This is a genomic window from Nostoc sp. (assembly GCF_036916735.1).
In the GTDB taxonomy this organism is placed as follows: domain Bacteria; phylum Cyanobacteriota; class Cyanobacteriia; order Cyanobacteriales; family Nostocaceae; genus Nostoc.
In genome coordinates, this window is the sequence record NZ_JBALFV010000097.1 from 20,091 (window position 1) to 40,126 (window position 20,036).

The following is a 20,036-nucleotide window of genomic DNA, read 5'->3' on the forward strand; positions in this document are numbered from 1 at the left end:
CTTACCGTTCACCCTATCCATAGCATTCCACAAAAAAATGAAATCGGAATTAAATTTTTATATACCTAAAGACAGATATGTGCAGTTCTCACCTTCCCAAAGATACTTCAGATAAACCTGCTGGTCGTAAAATCTCACCATCAAATGCTGTCTTGGTCGGGGCGCAAGAGGTGAAATAGGAGAGACTACGTGCCAAGCGTTATGCTCACACAGAAAAAGAACGGAATTACCTAACTGTGGTGGAATGTCTTGAAACACAGATTCGTGTTGCTCATTTTCTAAAATCTGGAGACTCCCTCCCCACTCGCTTTTCCAATCTTCACTGAAATAAAATAGGTGAGTCAGAGCCATTCCTGAGTCCCTATTGTTTATAAACCATGAGTCTTTATGAGGTGCTAAATCTTTGTTTACTGTGCTATCTAATTGAGATAAAGAAATACGAATTATCTGCCGTTCTAGATTTAATCCGGTTAGCTTGGCAACAGCTTCTCGATAAGGTAAACTCACTAATTCATCAACCAGAGTTTGCCAAACACTGCTCAATTTTGGACTAGGATTAATATAATATTTATTTTTGACGGCATCGTAAAACTTTTTTACATTTGGAAGCACTTTTGCTCCTTGATCCAAAATCATTCTGCAACGAAATTGCTCTCGATATTTATCATATTCAAAAGTATTAAGCAACTCAAAAAGCTCTTGTTTGGGTATGAGATTGTCAAAGAAAATCCAATGATAAGGATATTCTTGCATTACACCATTAGCAATCGCATCTAAATTAAGCATTTTGGTACTCCTTTGACCAAGAACTTTCAAATAATCCACTGGACTGCTTAACCAAATATCGGAATAAATCGTCAATGACTCGGTTGGCTGATATTGGCCCGTTTCCAGTCCAATAAACACCGACCATGAACACCTGGTTTTTCTGCACAACTTTTAACTTAGACCACAATGGAGACGCTTTGAGTTGTTCTACTGCTGGGTTTAAATTGCGATCGCCTACTGTATCTTGTACAAAGAGAAATAAGATATCCCCATCAATCTCATGCAGTAGTTCCCCTGAAACACGAGAAAAAAGACTGTACCCGAATTTGCGGAGACTTGTTTGAACATCGAACAACTGATTTAACGGACGTTTAATACCAGCATCATTGAGGATGACTCCGGCAAGAGTAGCCTTTTGGAGCAGAAAAAGCCCAGACTCACGCAACATACAGACCGAGACAACCGTAGTTTGTCGATCCCGACCCATCTCAGCTTGCAACTGAGTTAGACGTGCATAGTAGTTAGCCATAATCTGCTGTGCCTCCTGAGTTTTACCTAGAGCATCGGCAGTAAAGGCTAAAAACCCCTTCCAAGGTGTAAGGGGATCGAAAGTAGCCAAAACAGTTGGTGCAATGTGGGACAATAATGGATAAATGTTTTGATGGGATCTATAGCCCAAGATTAAGTCTGGCTTGAGTCGTAAAAGCTTTTCTAAATTGGGAGAAAAATAATCTACGTCCTCAATACTTTCCAGATTGCTCACTAATTGCTGCAACTCCAAGACAGCTAGCTTTGGGGCAGCGATCGGCTTGACTCCCAAAGCAAAAGCCGGTTCTAATAAACCGTGAGACAGAATTGCTACCCGTTGAGGATGGGCAGGAACTACCGTTTCACCCATGATGTGTTTGACCACGCGGACATCTACAAGAGATAATGATTTAGTCAACGGGCTGTGTATAGTTTGAAAAAAGCTGCAAGCAGATAGTATAAAAAGCAGCAAAATTGCAATTAGGACTCGTCGCACCTGGTGCTTTTCCACGTAAACGCGATCGTTTTCATTCATTATTACTCGAACTAGGGACTGACGATGCTGTTCGCTGCTCTATATAAAAAAATAGAAGGGGAAGAACTTATAAGCAGGAATTTTTTTAGAACTGCCACTTCAAACTCGCCTGAACCTCAAACGGTGTACCTGGATAAACACGTAGATTACTGTTGGCTGATTCATAGTAGTTAAGGTCAAACAGATTTTTGAAATTGAGTCCAATACTAACATCATTGCGTCGGTAGTAAAGAGCCGCGTCAACGGTTACATAGCTCGGTAGATGGAACGAGTTTTGTAAATCACCTTCCCTGTCGTCCACATAGTTAACGCCCAAACCACCTCCAAACCCTCGCAGGCTGCCTCTAGGAATGATGTAGGTTGTCCACAAAGACGCACTATTTGTGGGAACATTATTGAGCAAGTTTCCGACTCTGTATCGATTGTCAGTAGTACTAGTAATCCGGGCATCAGTATAACCATAGAAGCCAATAACATTCCACCCTGGAGCCAGTTCCCCTGTAAGACTCAGTTCAACACCCCGACTCCTCTGTTCCCCTGTTTGGATGTTGTAGAGCAAATTGTTGGGATCTGGCGTTGTCAAGTTTGTGTAAGTAATTTGATACAAAGACAGGATGGTAGATAGTTTGTTATTGAGCAAGTCTGCTTTCACACCCACTTCATACTGAGTGCCACCACTCGGCTTAAACAGATTGCCCTGTGCATCAGTGCCAGTCACTTGCGTAAAAGATTTGCTGTAGTTGGCGTAGAGGGAGATAGGCTGAATGGGTTGATAGACGATGCCAACGCGGGGACTAAATGCCGAGTCAGAATAATCGCTGACAAGTGAATTGATTAAGTTTTTACTGTTATTCTCTACTAAGTCAAAGCGTCCTCCTACAAGCATCTTTAGGTTGTTGGTTAGCACTATCAGGTCTTGAGCATAAAATCCGACATTATCCAACCTGGTTTTACGGTTCAAGGCTGTACCAGGAATAATAGCTCCAGGCTTCTGTCCATACTCCGGGTCGAAAAGATCGAGCGAACCGATTGTCTGCGAGAACCCCTGGTTATGGAATTGGAGAAAGCGGTAAAACTCAATGCCAGCCAGCAGTTGGTGCTGTATGTTGCCAGTTTTGAATTTGCCATCCACATGAGTGTCTAGATTATATTGGTTGTTATCAATTTCGAGGGAGGTACTATACTGTCGAGTTAAGGTGCGATCGTCTGGTCGCAGGGCAATAGGTAGGGCACTCAGTAGGTAGGGATTGCGTCCAATCCCGAACCGAAAGGCATTATGCAAAGTCCAATTGTCGTTAAAAGTATGCTCGAAATCGTAGCCGATGTGACCAATGGTACGCTTGGCAGTGTCCGTTGGCTCCCCAGAATAACGGTTGATGGGAATTTTACCATTCGGATTGGGCAGTACGCTTCCGATAGTGGGTAGACCAATTTCATTACTAGAAATACCCTGTACCTGTTGATAATCGGCATCAAAAACGATCCTAGTATCTTTTGCTGGTTGCCAACTGATGACTGGTGCCACCAGAAATCGCTCTTCGTGTAGAAAATCGACAAAGCTATCTGTATTTCGGTAAGCAGCATTCAAGCGATACGAAACTTTCCCATCTGTTGTTAGGGGACCAGATAAATCAAATGACGGTTCATAGAAGCTGTAAGAGCCGACTTTGAATTGTGCTACGTAATAGGGCTGCTGGAGGGGTTGTTTAGTGATAAAATTAATTGCACCACTTGGTGTCCCTTCACCGTAAAGTACTGATACTGGTCCACGTAGCACCTCTATCCGTTCTATATTAGCCAGGTTAGTCGTTCCGCCACCAGTAAATACACTATCCCTCAAGCCGTTCCTCAAGAAATTGTTACCATTAACGCTGAAGCCCCGAATAATAACGATATTGTCAGTGTTGCGACTTGGCAATCCGCCGCGTTGTACGCCAGCATCTCTAAGTACCTCTCCAGAAAAATCTGCTGCTTGGTCTTCAATCACTGCCCTTGGAATCACCTGAATCGATTGAGGGATGTCCCGTCTCGGTGTATTCGTTCTTGTTCCCGTAGTCGCATTACTTAGGTTGTAGCCTGTATCTGGCGGTGCTATCACCTCTAGTTCAATCGGTGGTTGGTTTTCACTAGATGACGGTTTTTGCGATGGCGGCGTAGGTTGTTGTCCTGTGATTTCACTACTGCTCACCCCAAAAACCAAACCTTCATCGCTATCAAACAACTCGACTGCTGGCGTAAGAGTTTCACCCGTCACTGTTACCCGCAGAGTGTTAGCATCAACATTGGTAACACTTACCTCAGTAATTCCGGCTACTGGCTTCTGTTGACGAAATGTATTGCCACTAGTCAAGCGCAACTGAGCGTTATGTATGTCTGCAATATAAGATTTGCCCTCAGTTTTTGGAGTTACTTGCAAGCGATGTCTATCGACAAGCCGCTGTGCGTCTACGCTCTTGACACCCGTTTCTAAAATCACCTCCAATCCTTTCTCTGTACTATTCACCTTCACACCCGTCACTGATATTAGTTCTGTTTGGCTAGTGGGTGTCGGCGACTGTACTAACTTTTGGAAGTCCGTGAGACGGCGAATCTCTCTAATCGGTGTAACTGACTTTGTAATTGTTTTTTGAGATAATATTTGCTGGTTACTAGCTGATATTGTGGACGCTATAATCGGAAGAGCGACAACAGGCACAGGTTTATTTATAAACACTACTGAAGTCGTCAGTAATAGACTTTGCCAGAAAAAATAGTTTCGTCTCTGGGGCTTCATTGCACCTTCCTCACACACTAGCTTAAAAGTCACTCACCACACACGTTAATTCAGGTATAAAGGGTAAGGTAGAATACCTATTACCTTTTATCCAAAACCCGATGACAAGCTCACCTAAAATTCTGCTCTTGGAATTAGGGTTGTTGCACTATTGCAAATTATTTAACGTAGTTTGAATATTACCAACTTTGTTGAGGAAAATAAAAAATATCTTTTGGCGATAAATCTTAAAAAATCTTGCTGGTACCCAGATTTTTACTGGTAATGAGGTCACGAAATTCGACTATTTCAGGCGTTTGAAGGAAAATTGTCTTTTGTCAGTACTGTTTGATTAACCCAAGTGTTTTGTCATCGTATCTTTACCAATTAGAGTCTTTTTAACCAATATTGTTGGTAATATCATCGTAATCTGTTCTACATATTTATCTGCAAAGCGATCGCTTACTTTCGAGAGAGTATTAAGATGTGAACACTCCACAGTTCAACTGGCAAGTTATTGCATTTTCCAACAAATTATAATTGTAATCATCAAGCCCTACGGAGAACACAGTCCTTGAAACCCAACGCCTAAGCCTCACTGACGACAGCAAAGCGATTATATCCGCTTTGAACCGTTAATACTAAAAGACAAGTTACTGCTTTAGTTGGCCCGAATGGTTGCGGTAAATATACTCTGTTGCGGGGCTTGGCTAGATTACTCAAACCACTGGTTGGTCTACTAATACCTTGACCATTTCATCAAATGTGCGTCGTTGTACTCCGAATAAACGCTTGAACTCTTGATTGGATAGTTACTTTGTTTGTTCGTATTGCATGAGCCAAGTCAGTTTCAGTCAAAACTATCTATCTTACTAGAAAATAATTTTGCAAGAGGTCTAATTTTTACAAATGATTTAGGACTGCTATATTAACCTTTTCCTCCGGTAAAGGTGACGCTTTGAATAAAGTAACGATTAAAAAAGGTGTAAATGCCTAAAGCTGGTAGAGTGAAGACTATAGAAGCCGCCATAATGTAATTCCAATAGCTGATGTATTGACCTTTGAAGGTGTTGAGACCTAAAGGGAGGGTAAACATTTCTGGGTCAAATAGGATAACTATAGGCAGTAAAAAATTATTCCAACTGCCCATAAACACAAAAACTGCCTGTGCTGCTAGTGCTGATTTTGCTAAAGGTAAGACAATATGCCGGAAAATTCCAAAAGTATTTAAGCCATCAAGTTGAGCTGCTTCTTCTAGTTCTTTAGGAAAATTAACGAAAAACTGCCGCATCATGAAGATAAAAGTGGCATTAACCATGCTAGGCACAATCATGCCTTGGTAAGAATTCAGCCAGCCGATCGCTTTTAAAATCAAAAATGTGGGAATTAGGGTGATTTGCGCTGGGACTGCTAATACTGCCAAGATTAAGAAGAACCAAAAGCGCTTGCCCATAAAGCGCAGTCTCGCCAAGGCATAACCAGCCATTGAATTGAACAACAAATTTAAAAACGTGACGCTAATGGCAATTACCACACTGTTGAACAACCAGCGCCAAAATAGCGGTTCTTGTAGAAAAATTTGCCTGTAGTTGTCAAAAGTAAAATTCTTGGGCAGAAAGTTGGGTTCAGCACTGACAATCTCTGATAGCGGCTTAAATGATGCTGAAAGTGCCCAGAGAAATGGAATTAGAGTAATGATGGCATAGAGTGTCAGCAAGACGTATAACAAGACTTTGAGCCAGGATAAGCCAAAGATGTTAGTCAAATCCGTTCACCTCCAAAAAGTCGTCGTTGAATTAAAGTGATGACAATGATCGCTGCTGCTAATAAAAATGCGATCGCAGCTGCATATCCCATTTGTAAATTCCGAAACACAGTTTGGTAAATTAGCAGCACCACAGTTAAGGTAGCGTTGTTTGGGCCACCAGTACCAGCAGAAAAGATGTAAGACTGGTCAAAAAGTTGAAAAGTGCTAATTACCCCCACTGCTACCACAAAGAAGGTTACAGGCTTCAGTAAGGGAAGAGTAATGTAGATAAATTGCTGCCACCCATTTGCGCCATCGAGTTGGGCCGCATCATAAAGTGTTTGGGGGATATCCTGCAACGCGGCTAGATAAATCACCATGAAAAACGGCGCAGTTGACCAAATGTTCATGATCATAATGCCTTTGAGCGCAACTGCTGGATTACCCAACCAGTTATAAGTAGGTAAGCCCACAAAAGCGAGAAAATCGTTTAGTAGCCCATCAGTGTTATAAATCCACATGAAAATGAGCGTTAGCACTGCTGAAGAAGTGACTGTAGGCAAAAAATAGAGAATGCGCCACCAGTTTTTACCACGAATCCCAGAATTGAGAGTTACCGCCAGAATCAAAGCCAAGATAGTTTGAGTTGGTACAACAATAGCTACATATTCGGCTGTGTTTCTCAAAGCAATCCCAACCCTTTCATCTTCAGCTAATCGCATGAAGTTCCGAAAACCGATGAACTCGTATTCAATACCGCCGAGAAGTTGGACTTTTTGCAGGGAAAGAAAAATCGCAAAGAGAATGGGTAAGACTACAAAAGTCCCCAAAACTAGGATGGTGGGCATCATGAACATATACCCAGCTAAGTCTTCGGTGATGTTCCACCTGGGGTTTATGCGCCGCCTGTTAATTTCAAACACTACTGAACCTCCACTTAATCCCGCACTAACCCCACTGTAGTGATGGGTCGTGCATGATTATTTATCGTACTCCGTGTTCAGAACTCGAAACTTCATGCTCAGAACTCGGAATTTCCAGAATTCGAGAATAAATGAAGACTTAGGTTTAAGAAATATGAAACTCAACCTATAATCTGACCTTTACAGCGCTGTTTGCGGCGATACCATACCTGATGACTACAGAATGAGATAAAGCCTTCAATGGCAGAAGTTGTAGTCATGGGGTATATATTTTACTGCTGAAACAAATATACTCAATTACGCGATCGCTTGAACCTGAATTGAATAAGTCTCTGGTTTAAGAAAGCGCTCGCTTTTGATTATGTATGGTTTTGTTGAGCGATCGCTTTCCACTTCCCATTGAAACTGAGTTTAGTAATAGGCGATCGCAACTGAATTAATTTATGAAAATTTGCCAAATATTTTTTCGATACGCGTAGCGCAAGAAAAAATACATCCTTGCCTCATCTATCTTTGGTTGAGATAATTTCTTGCGCTGTAACTCCACTTTCTCTGGCTTGAGTGCGCCGTAAAGAGTCTAGTAGTTGCTGCTTCACCTATGGCTTTACTTGTTTGCCTTCGTCAGGGTCAATCAGTAGGAATTGAATAGTTTCAGCAACAGTTTCCTGAATGAGTAGCTTGAGTTCTTCTATAGTCAAACTTTGACTTGCATAGGTCGATAAATAATAACTGTTTACCTGATTGTGGCATTTAGCAGTCTTTTGGTGGAGGAGATAAAAGCGCTGCTAGGCAGGATAGTATTTTTATTCATCAGTCTCAGGTACTACTTCTTCTGCTGTCGCTTCATTCTCAGAAATGTTAATGGCTTGTAGAACCTGTTTAACTATTTTTGGATGCAATATTTTTCCTGAATGAAAAGGAATCACTACTCTCACTTCTTCTCGAAAATAAATCCTGTGGCTTCCTTTGCTTCTAATTTGAATAAAGCCTGCATCTAATAATAGTTTTTCAGCTTCTGTTGCAATGAGGCGTGGCAGTTTAGGCAACTTTTACCTCCAAGGTTATTGTGAATGTTTCCTTGTTCTGAAGCGCCTGTTTTTCTGAATTTGACAAGGTTTCTATATAAAGCTCAACTGCTTCTTTAATATTTGCCTGTACTTCTTCTAGGGAATCACCTTGAGATTGACAACCAGGAAGTTCAGGACAATAAGCATAATATCCATATTCATCTTTTTCGATAACAATGCTAACTTTATACGACATATTAAAGTTACCTTTACTCGTTCAATAACTATTATCACCTCCCATCCCCCTCTCGTTAGGAAGCGTCAGGACGAGAAAATCAGGGTTTACCGATGAATTCGTTACAAAAACCGTAACCACAACTGCAACCTTAAACCGCAACCGTAAAATCAATCTAAAGTTTCAGCAATATTACTGGCGACAATTAAATAATTTACTGATAATCGGAATTGATGCCGACGGGATAGGGCTGCAAATAATCACTGATTGAGGGTGTGAGGCTAAAGAATGAAGAGAAGTGCAAAGTCTCAACGAGTTTGCTGGTGGTTTCTACCAAAATTGACCCGCTACAGTTTAACTTTATTGCTGAGTGCGGTTTTACTGTCTGATACAGTGAGTGCGACACTGAGAAGTCGAGGGTTGCAGATAGCACAGCAGCCAGGAACCACTCAACAAGATGCCACTCGCGCTGCTGCGGAACGGGTTTATGAAGAGGGAACGCAGCTTTATCAACAAGGGACAGCAAAATCACTGCGACAGGCGATTGGGAAATGGCAAGAAGCGCTGAAGTTTTGGCAGCAAGTTGATGATAAACGCTGGGAAGGCATTACCCTCCTTGGTATTAGCAGAGTCCACTACTCATTAGGAGAAAAGCAAGAAGCGCTCAAATACTACAACCAAGCTTTACCCATATTCCGTGCAGTGGGGGAAAGAACAGGGGAAGGCATTACCCTCCTTGGTATTGGCAGAGTCCACGACTCATTAGGAGAAAAGCAAGAAGCGCTCAAATACTACAACCAAGCCTTACCCATATTCCGTGCAGTGGGGGAAAGAACAGGGGAAGCCACCACCCTCCTTGGTATTGGCAGTGTCTACTACTCATTAGGAGAAAAGCAAGAAGCGCTCAAATACTACAACCAAGCTTTACCCATAGCCCGTGCAGTGGGGAACAGGGGAGTGGAAGCCACCACTCTCAACAAGATTGGCAAAGTCTACAACGATTTGGGAGAAAAGCAAGAAGCGCTCAAATACTTCAACCAAGCTTTACCCATAGCCCGTGCAGTGGAGGACAAGGAAGGAGAAGCAACCACCCTTAACAATATTGGCAGTGTCTACGACTCATTAGGAGAAAAGCAAGAAGCGCTCAAATACTTCAACCAAGCTTTACCCATAGCCCGTGCAGTGGAAGACAAGGAAGGAGAAGCAACCAGCCTTAACAATATTGGCGGTGTCTACGACTCATTAGGAGAAAAGCAAGAAGCGCTCAAATACTTCAACCAAGCTTTACTCATATTCCGTGCAGTGGGGGACAAGGAAGGAGAAGCAACCAGCCTTAACAATATTGGCGGTGTCTATTACTCATTAGGAGAAAAGCAAGAAGCACTCAAATACTACAACCAAGCTTTACTCATACAGCGTGCAGTCGGGGATAAGGGAGGAGAAGCAACCACCCTTAACAATATTGGCAAAGTCTACGACTCATTAGGAGAAAAGCAAGAAGCGCTTACATACTACAACCAAGCTTTACCCATAACCCGTGCAGTGGGGTACAGGAGAGGGGAAGCCACCATCCTCAGCAATATTGGTTTTGTCTATGACTTATTAGGAGAAAAGCAAGAAGCGCTTACATACTACAACCAAGCTTTACCCATAACCCGTACAGTGGAGGACAGGGCAGGAGAAGCAAGCACCCTCAACAAGATTGGCTTAGTCTACAACGATTTAGGAGAAAAGCAAGAAGCACTCAAATACTACAACCAAGCTTTACCCATAACTCGTGCAGTGGGGGATAAGGAAGGAGAAGCAAGCACCCTTAACAATATTGGTTTTGTCTACGACTTATTAGGAGAAAAGCAAGAAGCACTCAAATACTACAACCAAGCTTTATCCATAACCCGTGCAGTGGGGCATAAGGAAGGGGAAGCCACCATCCTCTTTGGCATGGCTTTCCTAGAACGTAATCGCGGTAATTTACAACTAGCCCAAACACATATTCAAGCAGCTATTAAAATCATTGAAGATTTACGCACCAAAATAGCTAATAAAGAACTACGCGCTTCTTACTTTGCCTCAGTCCAAAACTACTACAAGTTCTACACCGACCTGCTGATGCAACTGCACAAAAAAGACCCATCAAAAGGATACGATGCATTAGCACTGGAAGTTAGCGATCGCTCCCGCGCCCGTGGTCTGATTGAACTATTAACCGAAGCAAATATAGATATCAAAAAAGGCATTGACCCGAAACTTTTAGCAGAAGAAAATAGTTTGCGATCGCAAATCGGTGCTAGAGAAAAATTATTATCAGAACTAGCAAGTAAAAAAGAAACTTCAGAACAACTTTTAACCAACACCAAACAACAACTTGAAGACTTACTCAAACAACAGCGAGAACTTGAGGTCAAAATCCGCGCCAATAACCCTGAATATGCCGATTTGAAATATCCCCAACCTCTGACTCTCAAAGAAATTCAGCAACAACTAGATAAAGACACACTGCTATTGCAATATTCTTTAGATGAAGAACGTAGCTATCTTTGGGCTGTCACACCCGACTCTCTCTATAGCTATGAACTTCCAGGACATGAGAAGATAGACAAAGCAGCCAAGAATTTATACAACAATTATTTAAAAAATCCTGGATACCAGGGAGTTTCCCCAGAAGACACGGCGAAAGCTGCTAATGAACTGAGTCAACTTATCCTCGCGCCTGTTGCTGATAAATTGAGGCAAAAACGCCTAGTAATTGTTGGCGATGAAGCTTTACAATACATTCCCTTTGCGGCATTAACTACATCAACTAAATCGGCGGATGGGTCGGATTATCAACCATTGGTAGTCAACCATGAAATTATCAGTCTACCTTCCGCCTCCACTATTGCCATTCTCAGGAAACAAATCAAAGGGCACACAAAAGCAAAAGCATCGAAAACCCTCGCAATCCTTGCAGATCCAGTGTTTAGCACTAGTGATTGTCGATTTACTGGCAAATGCTCCAATAGTGATAAGCGATTTACTGGTAAATCCTCCAAGATTGCTAATAATAACATTGATCAGCAACTAGAAGAGTCTGCCCTGAAGCGGTCTACAAGAAACATCAACCGCAGCGAAATTCAAAGACTCGATCACACAGAACAAGAGGCGCGGGAAATTCTCAAACTTGTCTTACCCTCAGAGAACATCCAAGCTTTTGGTTTTGATGCTAATTACAACTGGGCTACTAATGACCAACTGAGTCAATACAAGATGCTGCATTTTGCTACCCACGGCTTCCTAGACAGCACTGACCCAGAGTTATCAGGAATTGTCCTTTCCCTGATAGATAAACAAGGTAAGTCCCAAAGAGGCTTTTTGCGACTCACTGATATCTTTAACCTCAACTTATCGGCGGAGTTAGTGGTGCTGAGTGCCTGCGAAACTGGGCTGGGTAAGGAAGTTAAAGGAGAAGGCTTAGTAGGGTTGACAAGAGGACTAATGTATGCGGGTGCATCGCGGGTGGTAGTGTCTTTATGGAACGTTGATGATGAAGCGACATCATTATTGATGAGCCAATTTTACAGCCAAATGTTGCAGCAAAGGAAAACTCCGGCTGCTGCCCTCAGAGCCGCACAACTCAAAATGTGGGAACAAGAAAAGTGGCGTAACCCCTATTCTTGGTCAGCTTTTACCCTGCTGGGTGAGTGGCGGTGAAATAATTCGTAATTCGTAATTAAGCATCGTATACTCCGCGTACCTTTGCGCTTACCTCCGCACCCCTTTAGCGTTTAAATTTCCACCTCAAAATTTACAGGAGTGATTTCTCATGAAAAGCATATTTACATCCAGACAATTTATTTTTCTAGCAACAATTGGGGCAGGAATTTTGGGGATTTGGGCTTCAGTTTCAGCTGAACCACAAACCCCACCCAAGTTTACCAAAGTTGAAAATCCCGGAGAATTTAAACTAGAAGGAAAAGGGGAGCCTTCGGTGCTAAATCAGAAAGAGGAACTCCCCGGACAACGGGTAATCATTGGTTCAAAGGATGACCGTATTCCCATGACTAGCAGAGACTACCCTTGGTCAGCCATTGGTAAAATCGAGGGGATAGGTGCTGATGGTAGGGGTTACAGTTGCACGGGAACGTTGATTGCTGAAGACGTTGTTTTGACAAATGCTCACTGTGTCGTTAACTCGGAAACCCGAAAAGTTAGTCAAGCGATCGCATTTGAGCCAAACTTAGTTAATGGTATCGTCAAAAGTAAAAATGATATAGCTTACGCAACTAATGTTCATTACGGTACAGACTTTAAAAATGGCGATTTAGCCGATTACTCAAACGATTGGGCGATTTTGAAGCTCAATAAGCCTATGGGTCAAAAATATGGTTATTTGGGATGGAAATCCCTACCATCTTCTCGTTTGGTTGGCGATACGAAAAAGTTCGCTTTGGTAGGCTATTCTGGTGATTTTCCCAACCCTAAGAAAAAAGGTTATGAAACTCTAACTGCTGGTGAAAGTATGACTGCTGGCGTTCACCTGGGATGCAGCATCTTACGCCGTCAGGGTAACTTATTGTACCATAACTGTGATACTAATCACGGTGCTTCTGGAGGTGCAATTATCGGTAATATAAACGGTAAGTATTATATTTTCGCGCTTCACTCCGGCTCAAACGAGGTTAATGGATTGCTGTTGAACCGTGCGGTGGAAATGTCTCGCTTGGATGAGTGGTTGCAAGGCAATTAAGGAAGTACCAAACCTAATAACTATATGCTAAATAGCAAATTTTTACTCAGAAGTGATTTGGTAGAGGTAAGAAGGATTACTTACTCCATCGCCTTAATCTGTTGATTAGCATCATTCTGACCTCGTGCGATCGCCTGCTTTAATGATTGTTGCCCCAATAAGGCGCTGAGAAACTGGTTATCAAAATTATTCATGATCGCAGATGAATACTTACCTACCTGCCACGGTGTAGCATAATCAACACCCGCTACTAATGGCGATCGCATAGGGTCTCGATCATAGCCCAAATTCTTTGCTACTGATTTACGTGTTGGCAAAGCAAATCCTGTTCCTGTCCACTTTTGCATTCCTTTTTTACCCGTGAGATATTCAATCAACTCCCAGGCTTCGGTTTTATGCTGTGCTTGCTTGTTCATCACGTAGGCTACTGTAAGTAACATTGTGCCTTTTTTGCCATTAATAGTAGGCACTGGTGCGGTAGCAAACTCTAGTTTGGGAAAGGTTTCAGTTAAATAAGGAATTGCCCAATTCCCCTCAATCACCATCGCCACCTTACTTTGACCAAGCATTTCACTACCTGAGTTTGTCCCTACATCAGATTTTTGGGCAGAGGAACGGTCTTTTTGATACTGGTCTACTACTAACTCCAAACCCTGTAAACCTGCTGCACTGGCAAAGGTAGCATAACCATTTTGATCGACGATTTGTCCACCAAAAGCTTTAATTTTATAAGCCTGACGCGCTAATTCTGGGTTTTCTCCAAAGCCGTATTTGTTAAGTTTACCTGTCAATTGTTTCGAGTAGTTACGTAATTCATCCCAAGTAGCAGGCGGACTACTCAAGCCTGCGGCAGCGAAGGCCTTTTTGTTATAAAACAGAGCAAGGGTGGAATAGTCTTTGGGAAGTCCATAAATCTGGTTCTGATATTTAAAGCTGTTGAGTAGGGCATCCTCGAAGTCTGGTAGGTCAAATTTGGGGGTGATGTAACCATCTAAGGGTTCCAGGACATTTTGACTCATTAAAAATGGAGCTTCTAGCGCATCCAGATAAAAGACATCAGGTGCGGCTTCCCCAACCAGACGAGTTTTAATCACATCCATATATTGGTCGGAGATTGCTTCATATCTGACCTTAATAGTTGGATGTTGTGCTTCAAAGTCTTGCAATACTTGGCTCAAGAGTTTTTGTTCAACAGGAGAGCCTCCCCAACCACTGAGTTTAATAGTGACTGCGGTAGATGCTAACGGTTTGCTTGGTAATTGTAGGCTTTGACAAGCAATAATAGCGATCGCGATCGCCATCACCAATCCCAAAAAATTAAACAATCTTTTTTTCATCACAAGACAGCGAAAAGTCTCTTTTCTTTTACTTATACCTTCTGTTGCTCCCGAGTGATATGTTACCGAAATTTCCATAGTGGTATTGGGCCAGATGTACCGAGGCTAAATCGCCCAAAAAGGCAATGGCGATCGCTTGAGCATGTCTCGGGCCCATGCTTCAATTGCTGCAACGTAAAGTTTTTCGCGATCCTTCGCCTGGATGCCAAATAAAGTAGCCACTTTGCGATGTGGTCAATAATTTGGCACTCAACATCTCCACCCACACTTACCACCAATTGGTAGAGGACTCAAAGCTCTGACAAAGTGTAGCTTTGTTACAAGAACCTGGAAAAGGGACAAGCAGGATAAGTGCGATCGCACTTGTGTTTACACCATAGGTTACTTGCTCCAAAGGCGTTTGTTGACCAACCCCAATGAGTAGCATTATGTGGATTTATTCGTCAAACTGTAAAACTGTCCACTTGTCAAGTATGTGTAATTTTTGTTAACATTAGTTTTAGGAATATATAAAGTTAATATTGCGAAACACCGGAGAGTAAAAACGATGGATATCCCGATGGAGCTTAACTTAGAGCAGAAATTCAACCTCAAACTTTACGAACAGCAAATTAAGGGGTTAAACCAGGAAGAATCTCAAAAATTGCTTTTAGAGGTGCTGCGGCAGTTAATGGTCAAAGACAATATGATTAAGCATCTTCTCAAGCAGGCTTAACTAACTAGGCATGTTTGTTAATTTCCTAAAGTAAAAGTAGAAACAATTTGTAAAAACTCATAAGCGCTTTTGAGTAGGGTTCGTCCTTTGAAAATTTCTGACAGCCCTTTGCCAAATCCTTGACTTAAAACAAAACCAATCGACATTGCACGTTTATTCAAAACGCGTGAGTTTCTCTATACGTTCCGGTCGTCGATTACGCCTGCTGATCAAATCGGGTGCGAAAGCCTCCGTATTTTAGCCAATATTGTTTCAAATTGTGGCAGGGCGTATGCAAACTGGCTCTTGCCTGATATAGAATCACTTGACGATGATCGCCCATCCAAATTTTGTCAATTGGCTCAACCGAAATAATAGTGCCTCCTAACGCTCCCACACACTGAGAAAAACGTTCAATAGCACTATAATCTACGGTTTCAAAAACAAAGAAATGACCTGAACAAATTAAATGCCTGCTGCGAATCCAGCACTGCATTTTTTTCTGCGCTTCTGGGGGTAGCATATTCGCTTTAATGACCAGATTAGGCAGGGAAAGATCATAGGATGTTTGGGACTTCATCGGCAAAACCCTCCCGCTTTTCAAACCGCAAAGGCCCAAAGGTAGATCCCCAAACCTGCTCGTGTGTATTGATATCCAGCCCTCTATCTAGGCTTACCCAAGTGGTTTGTGTGATTTCAACGTAACTATCGAGATAAGTCTGGCAGCCATTTTTTTCAATTAAGCACAAGTTTCCAGGCTCAACAGCGCCTATAAATCTATCACCCTCTCGTTTAAAAATCATCGAGCAGTTATATCTGCGTGCGATACAATCTGGGGTGATGGTTTTAAGAATGCTTAACTCACGGGCTGCACCAGCATAGTAAAGGGCATTTTTTAAACTGTAGTTTTCGATATAAATCTCATCGCCACGATCTACTAAACGATGTACTCCCTGTCTATAAGGTCTCCACAAATCATAGTCATAAACCTGTTCTGAATAAAGCCCGATTCCTGAGAAGAATTCAAATGGTAATGGACGAAATAATACGTGAATATGGGCGTAATCTTTAGGATTTTCAAATGCCTGTTTATAATTGCTGAAATCCCCTGCCATCCAACGAGCTAGGGTGATTAAATGATTCGATGTACTGTCGCAAATATGTGGTGGTGAAGAATTCATAAGTAGATGAGGATAAATAAATAATACAGAATTTGTCTTATAAAGTTGCTCCTCGTGGGCAAAGCTCAAGACCGCACTTTCCGCAAAATTCAAAGTTATGATATAACGAAACTAACGTGGTCAGTTCATATTGAGACTGCACGCTCTGACGTTGTATATATATGACTAGAAATGTCTAAAGAGCCATTTTTGGATCTAGGTTATTTGTGAATATCCTGACGGATTTCGGAAGAAAAAGAGGCAGTGACAACTCCTGTACCAGCACTGGTTTTAATTAGAGAAACCCGACAACGGACATTGGGGTTGACAAACCATATCTTTTCTTCGGCGGCGGCGCGATCGTAGGCGGTGACTAGCACAAATGTGCTGTCTTCTGTTAAGTAATAATCACCAGCTGCTGCAATCGTTTCGGCATAGCCTTGATCGCGCAGGAGTTTACCACGATGGGGATGAGTTGAATCGGGGATAGGAACTAGGACGCAACTACCTTTGATTTCATTGTCATCCCAGTCTGATTGGCCTTCCCAACTCATCCGAAAGGGAGAAACAACTGTTTGAGGATCAATGTTATAGGCTTTACACAAATCAATCACTGCCGGATCGTCATCTGGCAGAGCAATGATATCTATCTCAGACTGTACAGCTTCAAAGTGACCGAATGCTAAATGATGGGCACTGCGTTGCGATCGCCAACGCCCAATAGAATTTGCAACAAACTCCGTAATATTCATCAACTCTTTGATTTCTGTTTTTAGCTATTTGCTTTTGGATTGGAGAATCTGATCAGAAAAATGATAAATATCCCAATCTACCTTTATAGATCATCGATTGACAAAATGTTAGAGGTTAAGAAATTCTCCCTTGGTAGCGTTAAGCTATTTCCGTGATACTAAGAATCTTGCCTCCTGTTTTCTGGATGCTCTGAATTTTTTGGGCTAGCTGGTTGTATCCTACGTCAAAGGTTGCCATGCTTTTAGTCACCCGAACACCAAAATTGCCTTTGGAGATAGCGACACGGAACCGCTTCCCTGTATTGCTGATAGCACCGGAACCACGAGGCGGGGAAACAATTTTGGTCGCCAGGTTAGCGCCAATGTCGCTAATCAATTTTGCTGATTTGCCTAAATCATTGGCAGCAAATCCCCGTATCAATGCAAAGGTACGGTTAAAACCGACATTCTTGACCCCAGCTTGGGTACGACTACCACGGGCAGAGGGTACAATATTCTTGCCAAAACTCCTGATATATTCATCGCTATCAATGTAGGAGTTGATTTCTGCTGCGTAGCCCTGAGTGTTGTAAATTTGCACATGCTCTGCCACTTCAGCCTGATCTTGGGGGGAGCGACCAAGCAAATGTTTGAAGTTTAATTCGATAAAACGATAGGGAGAGGAAGTTTCAAAAAACAGCGAACGGTATAGATCAGATTGAGCCACGGCTCTGACAAAGCCAGTAACAGTAATGTCACCATTCCGTAATTGAGACTCGGCACTGGTAAGCCGTTGGTTTTCAAATACATGAGCATTGCCCAAAACTTGCCGATACACTGCTCGGATCGCGGCTTGCAGATCATCTTCGGTGGCGTTGTTGGGGCGTAATTCAAAAGACTCAGCTTCTATCCAAAGTGTCATGTTAATGCCTTGTAAATTTAGGATTTTTGTGTGATTTTTTGAAAAATTGCAAATTAAAAAAGTTAATCATCTTGGTAGGCAATGCCCCAATCCGGTTCAGTTAAAAAAATTTATCTATTAAGGCAGGCAGGGAGGCAGGGGAGGCAGGGGGAAAGAAAAAAACTTAACTAAACGGTATTGGGCAATGCCCACCTTGTTAAAGGTTACACAATTTCAGTAATACTGACGATTTTGCCAGAAGTACGATTAATTCGCTGAATTTGTGGGGTCATCTTACTAGCTGGAACAATGTACTCAGTAGCACTGATGCGGCGGGGGCTGTCGAATTTGGAACCTGTCACCACAATTTTGAACCGTTTTTCGGTGCCAGAACCAATCACATTTGCCGAAGAGGCTTTAATGGCATTGGCACTGTTGGTTGCAACTGCATAAACTAATTGGGCAGTTTTAACTGAACTATCAATTTGAGCAGGGCCGCGATCAAGAGCAAATATCCGGTTGTAGCCTACTTGCTTGGAGTTGGCTTCGCTGCTTCTACCGCGATCGTAAGGCACTACGTTTTCGCCAAAGGCTGCTTGATATTCACTGCTATCGATGTAGGAATCAATTTCAGCATCGTAGCCCTCGGCGACAGCGCGAACAATATGCTCGGAAACTTCTCTTTGATCCTGGGGTGCGCGACCAAGCAAGTGCAGAAAGTTAAGTTCTACAAAACGGTAGGGAGCGCAAGACTCGAAGTAGCGGGTACGATAAAAATCAGACTTGGCAACGGCACGGACAAAATCCCGCACACTGATGGAGCGATCGCACAATTGTGATTCTGCTGTGACCAACCGTTCGCTCTCCATCACATGAGGGTTGCCTAAAACTTGTTTGTAAATTGCACGGATGATAGTTTGAACTTCTTCTAAGCCACTAGTGGGCCAAAGTTCAAGAATTGTCTGGGATGCCATTGAAATCTATGTTCCTTAATTTTTAAGTTTGCACCTGAATTTATACAGCAGTGATACTTGCTATCACACCGCCCTGCTGGTGAATCCGTTGATACTCTTGAGAGAGCTTTTCGTATGGCACCAGAAAGACTTGGTTAGAACGGCGAAACTTGGAAATATTATTGAAGGTTTTGGCACGATAACCTGTAACTTCAATGCGGTAAACTTTACCACTAGCACTAGCATCGACTCCAAGACGAGTACGCGCACCGGTCGGAGGTGTAGAGAAGGTTGCTCCAGCACTAGCAGGTGAGATTACTGCTGTGGGTGTGCCTTGAATTACTAATGAATTTAGCTTGGGAGCTTTACCCGACAGGTCACCCTTCAGGCTGCTGCTAGAAGCACCCCGCACCAACAAGAAGGTGTGAGTAAATTGCACCATGCTCTCAAGAGCTTCGGTTTTGTAGCCTCGGATATAAGGCACAAAGTTTTCCCCAAAAGTAGATTGATACTCATCACTATCGAGATAAGAATCGATCTCAGCTTCAAACCCTTGATTATCAAGAATGGTGCTGTGTCTCCGCATTTCTTCTAAATCAAGCGGTGGACGACCCAGCAGATGGCGGAAGTTGAGTTCGATCGCCCGGTAGCGCGCACAACTGGTGAAAAAGCGAGAACGATAGAGTTCAGATTTAGCCACTGCTCTGACAAACTCGCGGACGCTCAATTCACCCCGCTTAAACTGGGACTCGGGCACAGCAAGGCGCTCACTTTCCATCACATAGGCATTGCCTAATACTTGCCGATAGACTGCCCGAATGATTGTTTCTGCTTCTTCTTGTGAGCGACCTGGCACCCACTCAACGGGAGGGGTTTCATCAAATAGACTTACTCCCAGGCGTGAAGCTGGTCCAAATGGCATTAATTGTTTCTCCTGTTAACGAAAGTTTAAGAAATTTGTTTCAATTTATAAAGAAATTTCAGATTGCTCACCCAGACCAATCAAATCGCTGGATTAATTTGTTGCAACTCTAATTGC

The 20,036-nt window shown here is 42.6% G+C and carries 18 protein-coding genes and 1 pseudogene; 4 read left to right on the top strand and 15 right to left on the bottom strand.

The window, feature by feature from the left end:
• Positions 1 to 57: 57 nt before the first annotated feature.
• The 3 genes from V7L20_RS22150 to V7L20_RS22160 all read right to left on the bottom strand — a co-directional run bounded on the left by V7L20_RS22150 (position 58) and on the right by V7L20_RS22160 (position 4,604).
• Complete coding sequence (locus V7L20_RS22150) at positions 58 to 786, bottom strand: 2OG-Fe(II) oxygenase (protein WP_334746156.1); 729 nt, start codon at positions 784 to 786, stop codon at positions 58 to 60.
• Positions 779 to 1,831 carry an iron-siderophore ABC transporter substrate-binding protein gene (locus V7L20_RS22155; protein ID WP_334746157.1) on the bottom strand — a complete coding sequence of 351 codons (1,053 nt, stop codon included), beginning with the start codon at positions 1,829 to 1,831 and terminating at the stop codon, positions 779 to 781. The genes V7L20_RS22150 and V7L20_RS22155 overlap by 8 nt, the downstream gene beginning before the upstream one ends.
• 85 nt (positions 1,832 to 1,916) lie before the next feature.
• The gene (locus V7L20_RS22160; protein WP_334746158.1) at positions 1,917 to 4,604 is read right to left on the bottom strand and encodes a TonB-dependent siderophore receptor; all 2,688 of its coding nucleotides are present in this window, start codon (positions 4,602 to 4,604) and stop codon (positions 1,917 to 1,919) included.
• A gap of 594 nt (positions 4,605 to 5,198) precedes the next feature.
• On the opposite strand from V7L20_RS22160, the pseudogene V7L20_RS22165 reads away from it, so the two are divergent.
• A pseudogene (locus V7L20_RS22165) lies at positions 5,199 to 5,319 on the top strand (ATP-binding cassette domain-containing protein); the annotation flags it as partial.
• A 192-nt stretch (positions 5,320 to 5,511) separates the two neighbouring features.
• On the opposite strand, the gene V7L20_RS22170 reads toward V7L20_RS22165, so the two are convergent.
• The 4 genes from V7L20_RS22170 to V7L20_RS22185 form a co-directional block, all read right to left on the bottom strand.
• Complete coding sequence (locus V7L20_RS22170) at positions 5,512 to 6,348, bottom strand: carbohydrate ABC transporter permease (RefSeq protein WP_334746159.1); 837 nt, start codon at positions 6,346 to 6,348, stop codon at positions 5,512 to 5,514.
• Complete coding sequence (locus V7L20_RS22175) at positions 6,345 to 7,253, bottom strand: carbohydrate ABC transporter permease (protein ID WP_334746160.1); 909 nt, start codon at positions 7,251 to 7,253, stop codon at positions 6,345 to 6,347. Before V7L20_RS22175 ends, V7L20_RS22170 begins: the two co-directional genes overlap by 4 nt.
• A gap of 803 nt (positions 7,254 to 8,056) precedes the next feature.
• Positions 8,057 to 8,299, bottom strand: coding sequence for a type II toxin-antitoxin system HicA family toxin (locus V7L20_RS22180; RefSeq protein ID WP_298906253.1), 243 nt, complete (start codon positions 8,297 to 8,299; stop codon positions 8,057 to 8,059).
• Positions 8,292 to 8,516: a type II toxin-antitoxin system HicB family antitoxin gene (locus V7L20_RS22185; RefSeq protein ID WP_190935193.1), complete on the bottom strand. Its 225-nt coding sequence runs from the start codon at positions 8,514 to 8,516 to the stop codon at positions 8,292 to 8,294. The genes V7L20_RS22180 and V7L20_RS22185 overlap by 8 nt, the downstream gene beginning before the upstream one ends.
• 267 nt (positions 8,517 to 8,783) lie before the next feature.
• On the opposite strand from V7L20_RS22185, the gene V7L20_RS22190 reads away from it, so the two are divergent.
• Complete coding sequence (locus tag V7L20_RS22190; protein ID WP_334746161.1) at positions 8,784 to 12,185, top strand: CHAT domain-containing protein; 3,402 nt, start codon at positions 8,784 to 8,786, stop codon at positions 12,183 to 12,185.
• 112 nt (positions 12,186 to 12,297) lie between these two features.
• Positions 12,298 to 13,221, top strand: coding sequence for a trypsin-like serine peptidase (locus V7L20_RS22195; RefSeq protein ID WP_334746162.1), 924 nt, complete (start codon positions 12,298 to 12,300; stop codon positions 13,219 to 13,221).
• 80 nt (positions 13,222 to 13,301) lie between these two features.
• On the opposite strand, the gene V7L20_RS22200 is transcribed toward V7L20_RS22195, so the two are convergent.
• Complete coding sequence (locus tag V7L20_RS22200) at positions 13,302 to 14,558, bottom strand: ABC transporter substrate-binding protein (protein ID WP_334746163.1); 1,257 nt, start codon at positions 14,556 to 14,558, stop codon at positions 13,302 to 13,304.
• 547 nt (positions 14,559 to 15,105) lie between these two features.
• Here V7L20_RS22200 and V7L20_RS22205 point away from each other — a divergent pair.
• Entirely contained in the window at positions 15,106 to 15,273 is a 168-nt protein-coding gene (locus V7L20_RS22205) for an NblA/ycf18 family protein (protein WP_334746164.1), read from the top strand.
• Positions 15,274 to 15,290: 17 nt separating this feature from the next.
• Here V7L20_RS22205 and V7L20_RS32810 read toward each other — a convergent pair whose 3' ends face one another.
• From V7L20_RS32810 to V7L20_RS22235, 7 genes are all read right to left on the bottom strand, one after another.
• Entirely contained in the window at positions 15,291 to 15,434 is a 144-nt protein-coding gene (locus tag V7L20_RS32810) for an IS4/Tn5 family transposase DNA-binding protein (RefSeq protein ID WP_442943610.1), read from the bottom strand.
• 35 nt (positions 15,435 to 15,469) lie between these two features.
• The gene (locus V7L20_RS22210; RefSeq protein WP_334746165.1) at positions 15,470 to 15,832 is read right to left on the bottom strand and encodes a CpeR family transcriptional regulator; all 363 of its coding nucleotides are present in this window, start codon (positions 15,830 to 15,832) and stop codon (positions 15,470 to 15,472) included.
• Positions 15,810 to 16,433 carry a chromophore lyase CpcT/CpeT gene (locus V7L20_RS22215; protein ID WP_334746215.1) on the bottom strand — a complete coding sequence of 208 codons (624 nt, stop codon included), beginning with the start codon at positions 16,431 to 16,433 and terminating at the stop codon, positions 15,810 to 15,812. Before V7L20_RS22215 ends, V7L20_RS22210 begins: the two co-directional genes overlap by 23 nt.
• Before the next feature lie 200 nt (positions 16,434 to 16,633).
• Positions 16,634 to 17,164 carry a phycobiliprotein lyase gene (locus V7L20_RS22220; RefSeq protein WP_334746216.1) on the bottom strand — a complete coding sequence of 177 codons (531 nt, stop codon included), beginning with the start codon at positions 17,162 to 17,164 and terminating at the stop codon, positions 16,634 to 16,636.
• A 139-nt stretch (positions 17,165 to 17,303) separates the two neighbouring features.
• Entirely contained in the window at positions 17,304 to 18,065 is a 762-nt protein-coding gene (locus V7L20_RS22225; RefSeq protein WP_334746166.1) for a phycobilisome rod-core linker polypeptide, read from the bottom strand.
• Positions 18,066 to 18,268: 203 nt separating this feature from the next.
• A complete protein-coding gene (locus V7L20_RS22230) occupies positions 18,269 to 19,018 on the bottom strand; it encodes a phycobilisome rod-core linker polypeptide (protein WP_334746167.1) in 750 nt (249 codons plus the stop codon).
• A 40-nt stretch (positions 19,019 to 19,058) separates the two neighbouring features.
• Positions 19,059 to 19,919 (bottom strand): phycobilisome linker polypeptide, encoded by an 861-nt coding sequence (locus tag V7L20_RS22235; RefSeq protein ID WP_334746168.1) that lies wholly within the window; start codon positions 19,917 to 19,919, stop codon positions 19,059 to 19,061.
• Positions 19,920 to 20,036: the final 117 nt, after the last annotated feature.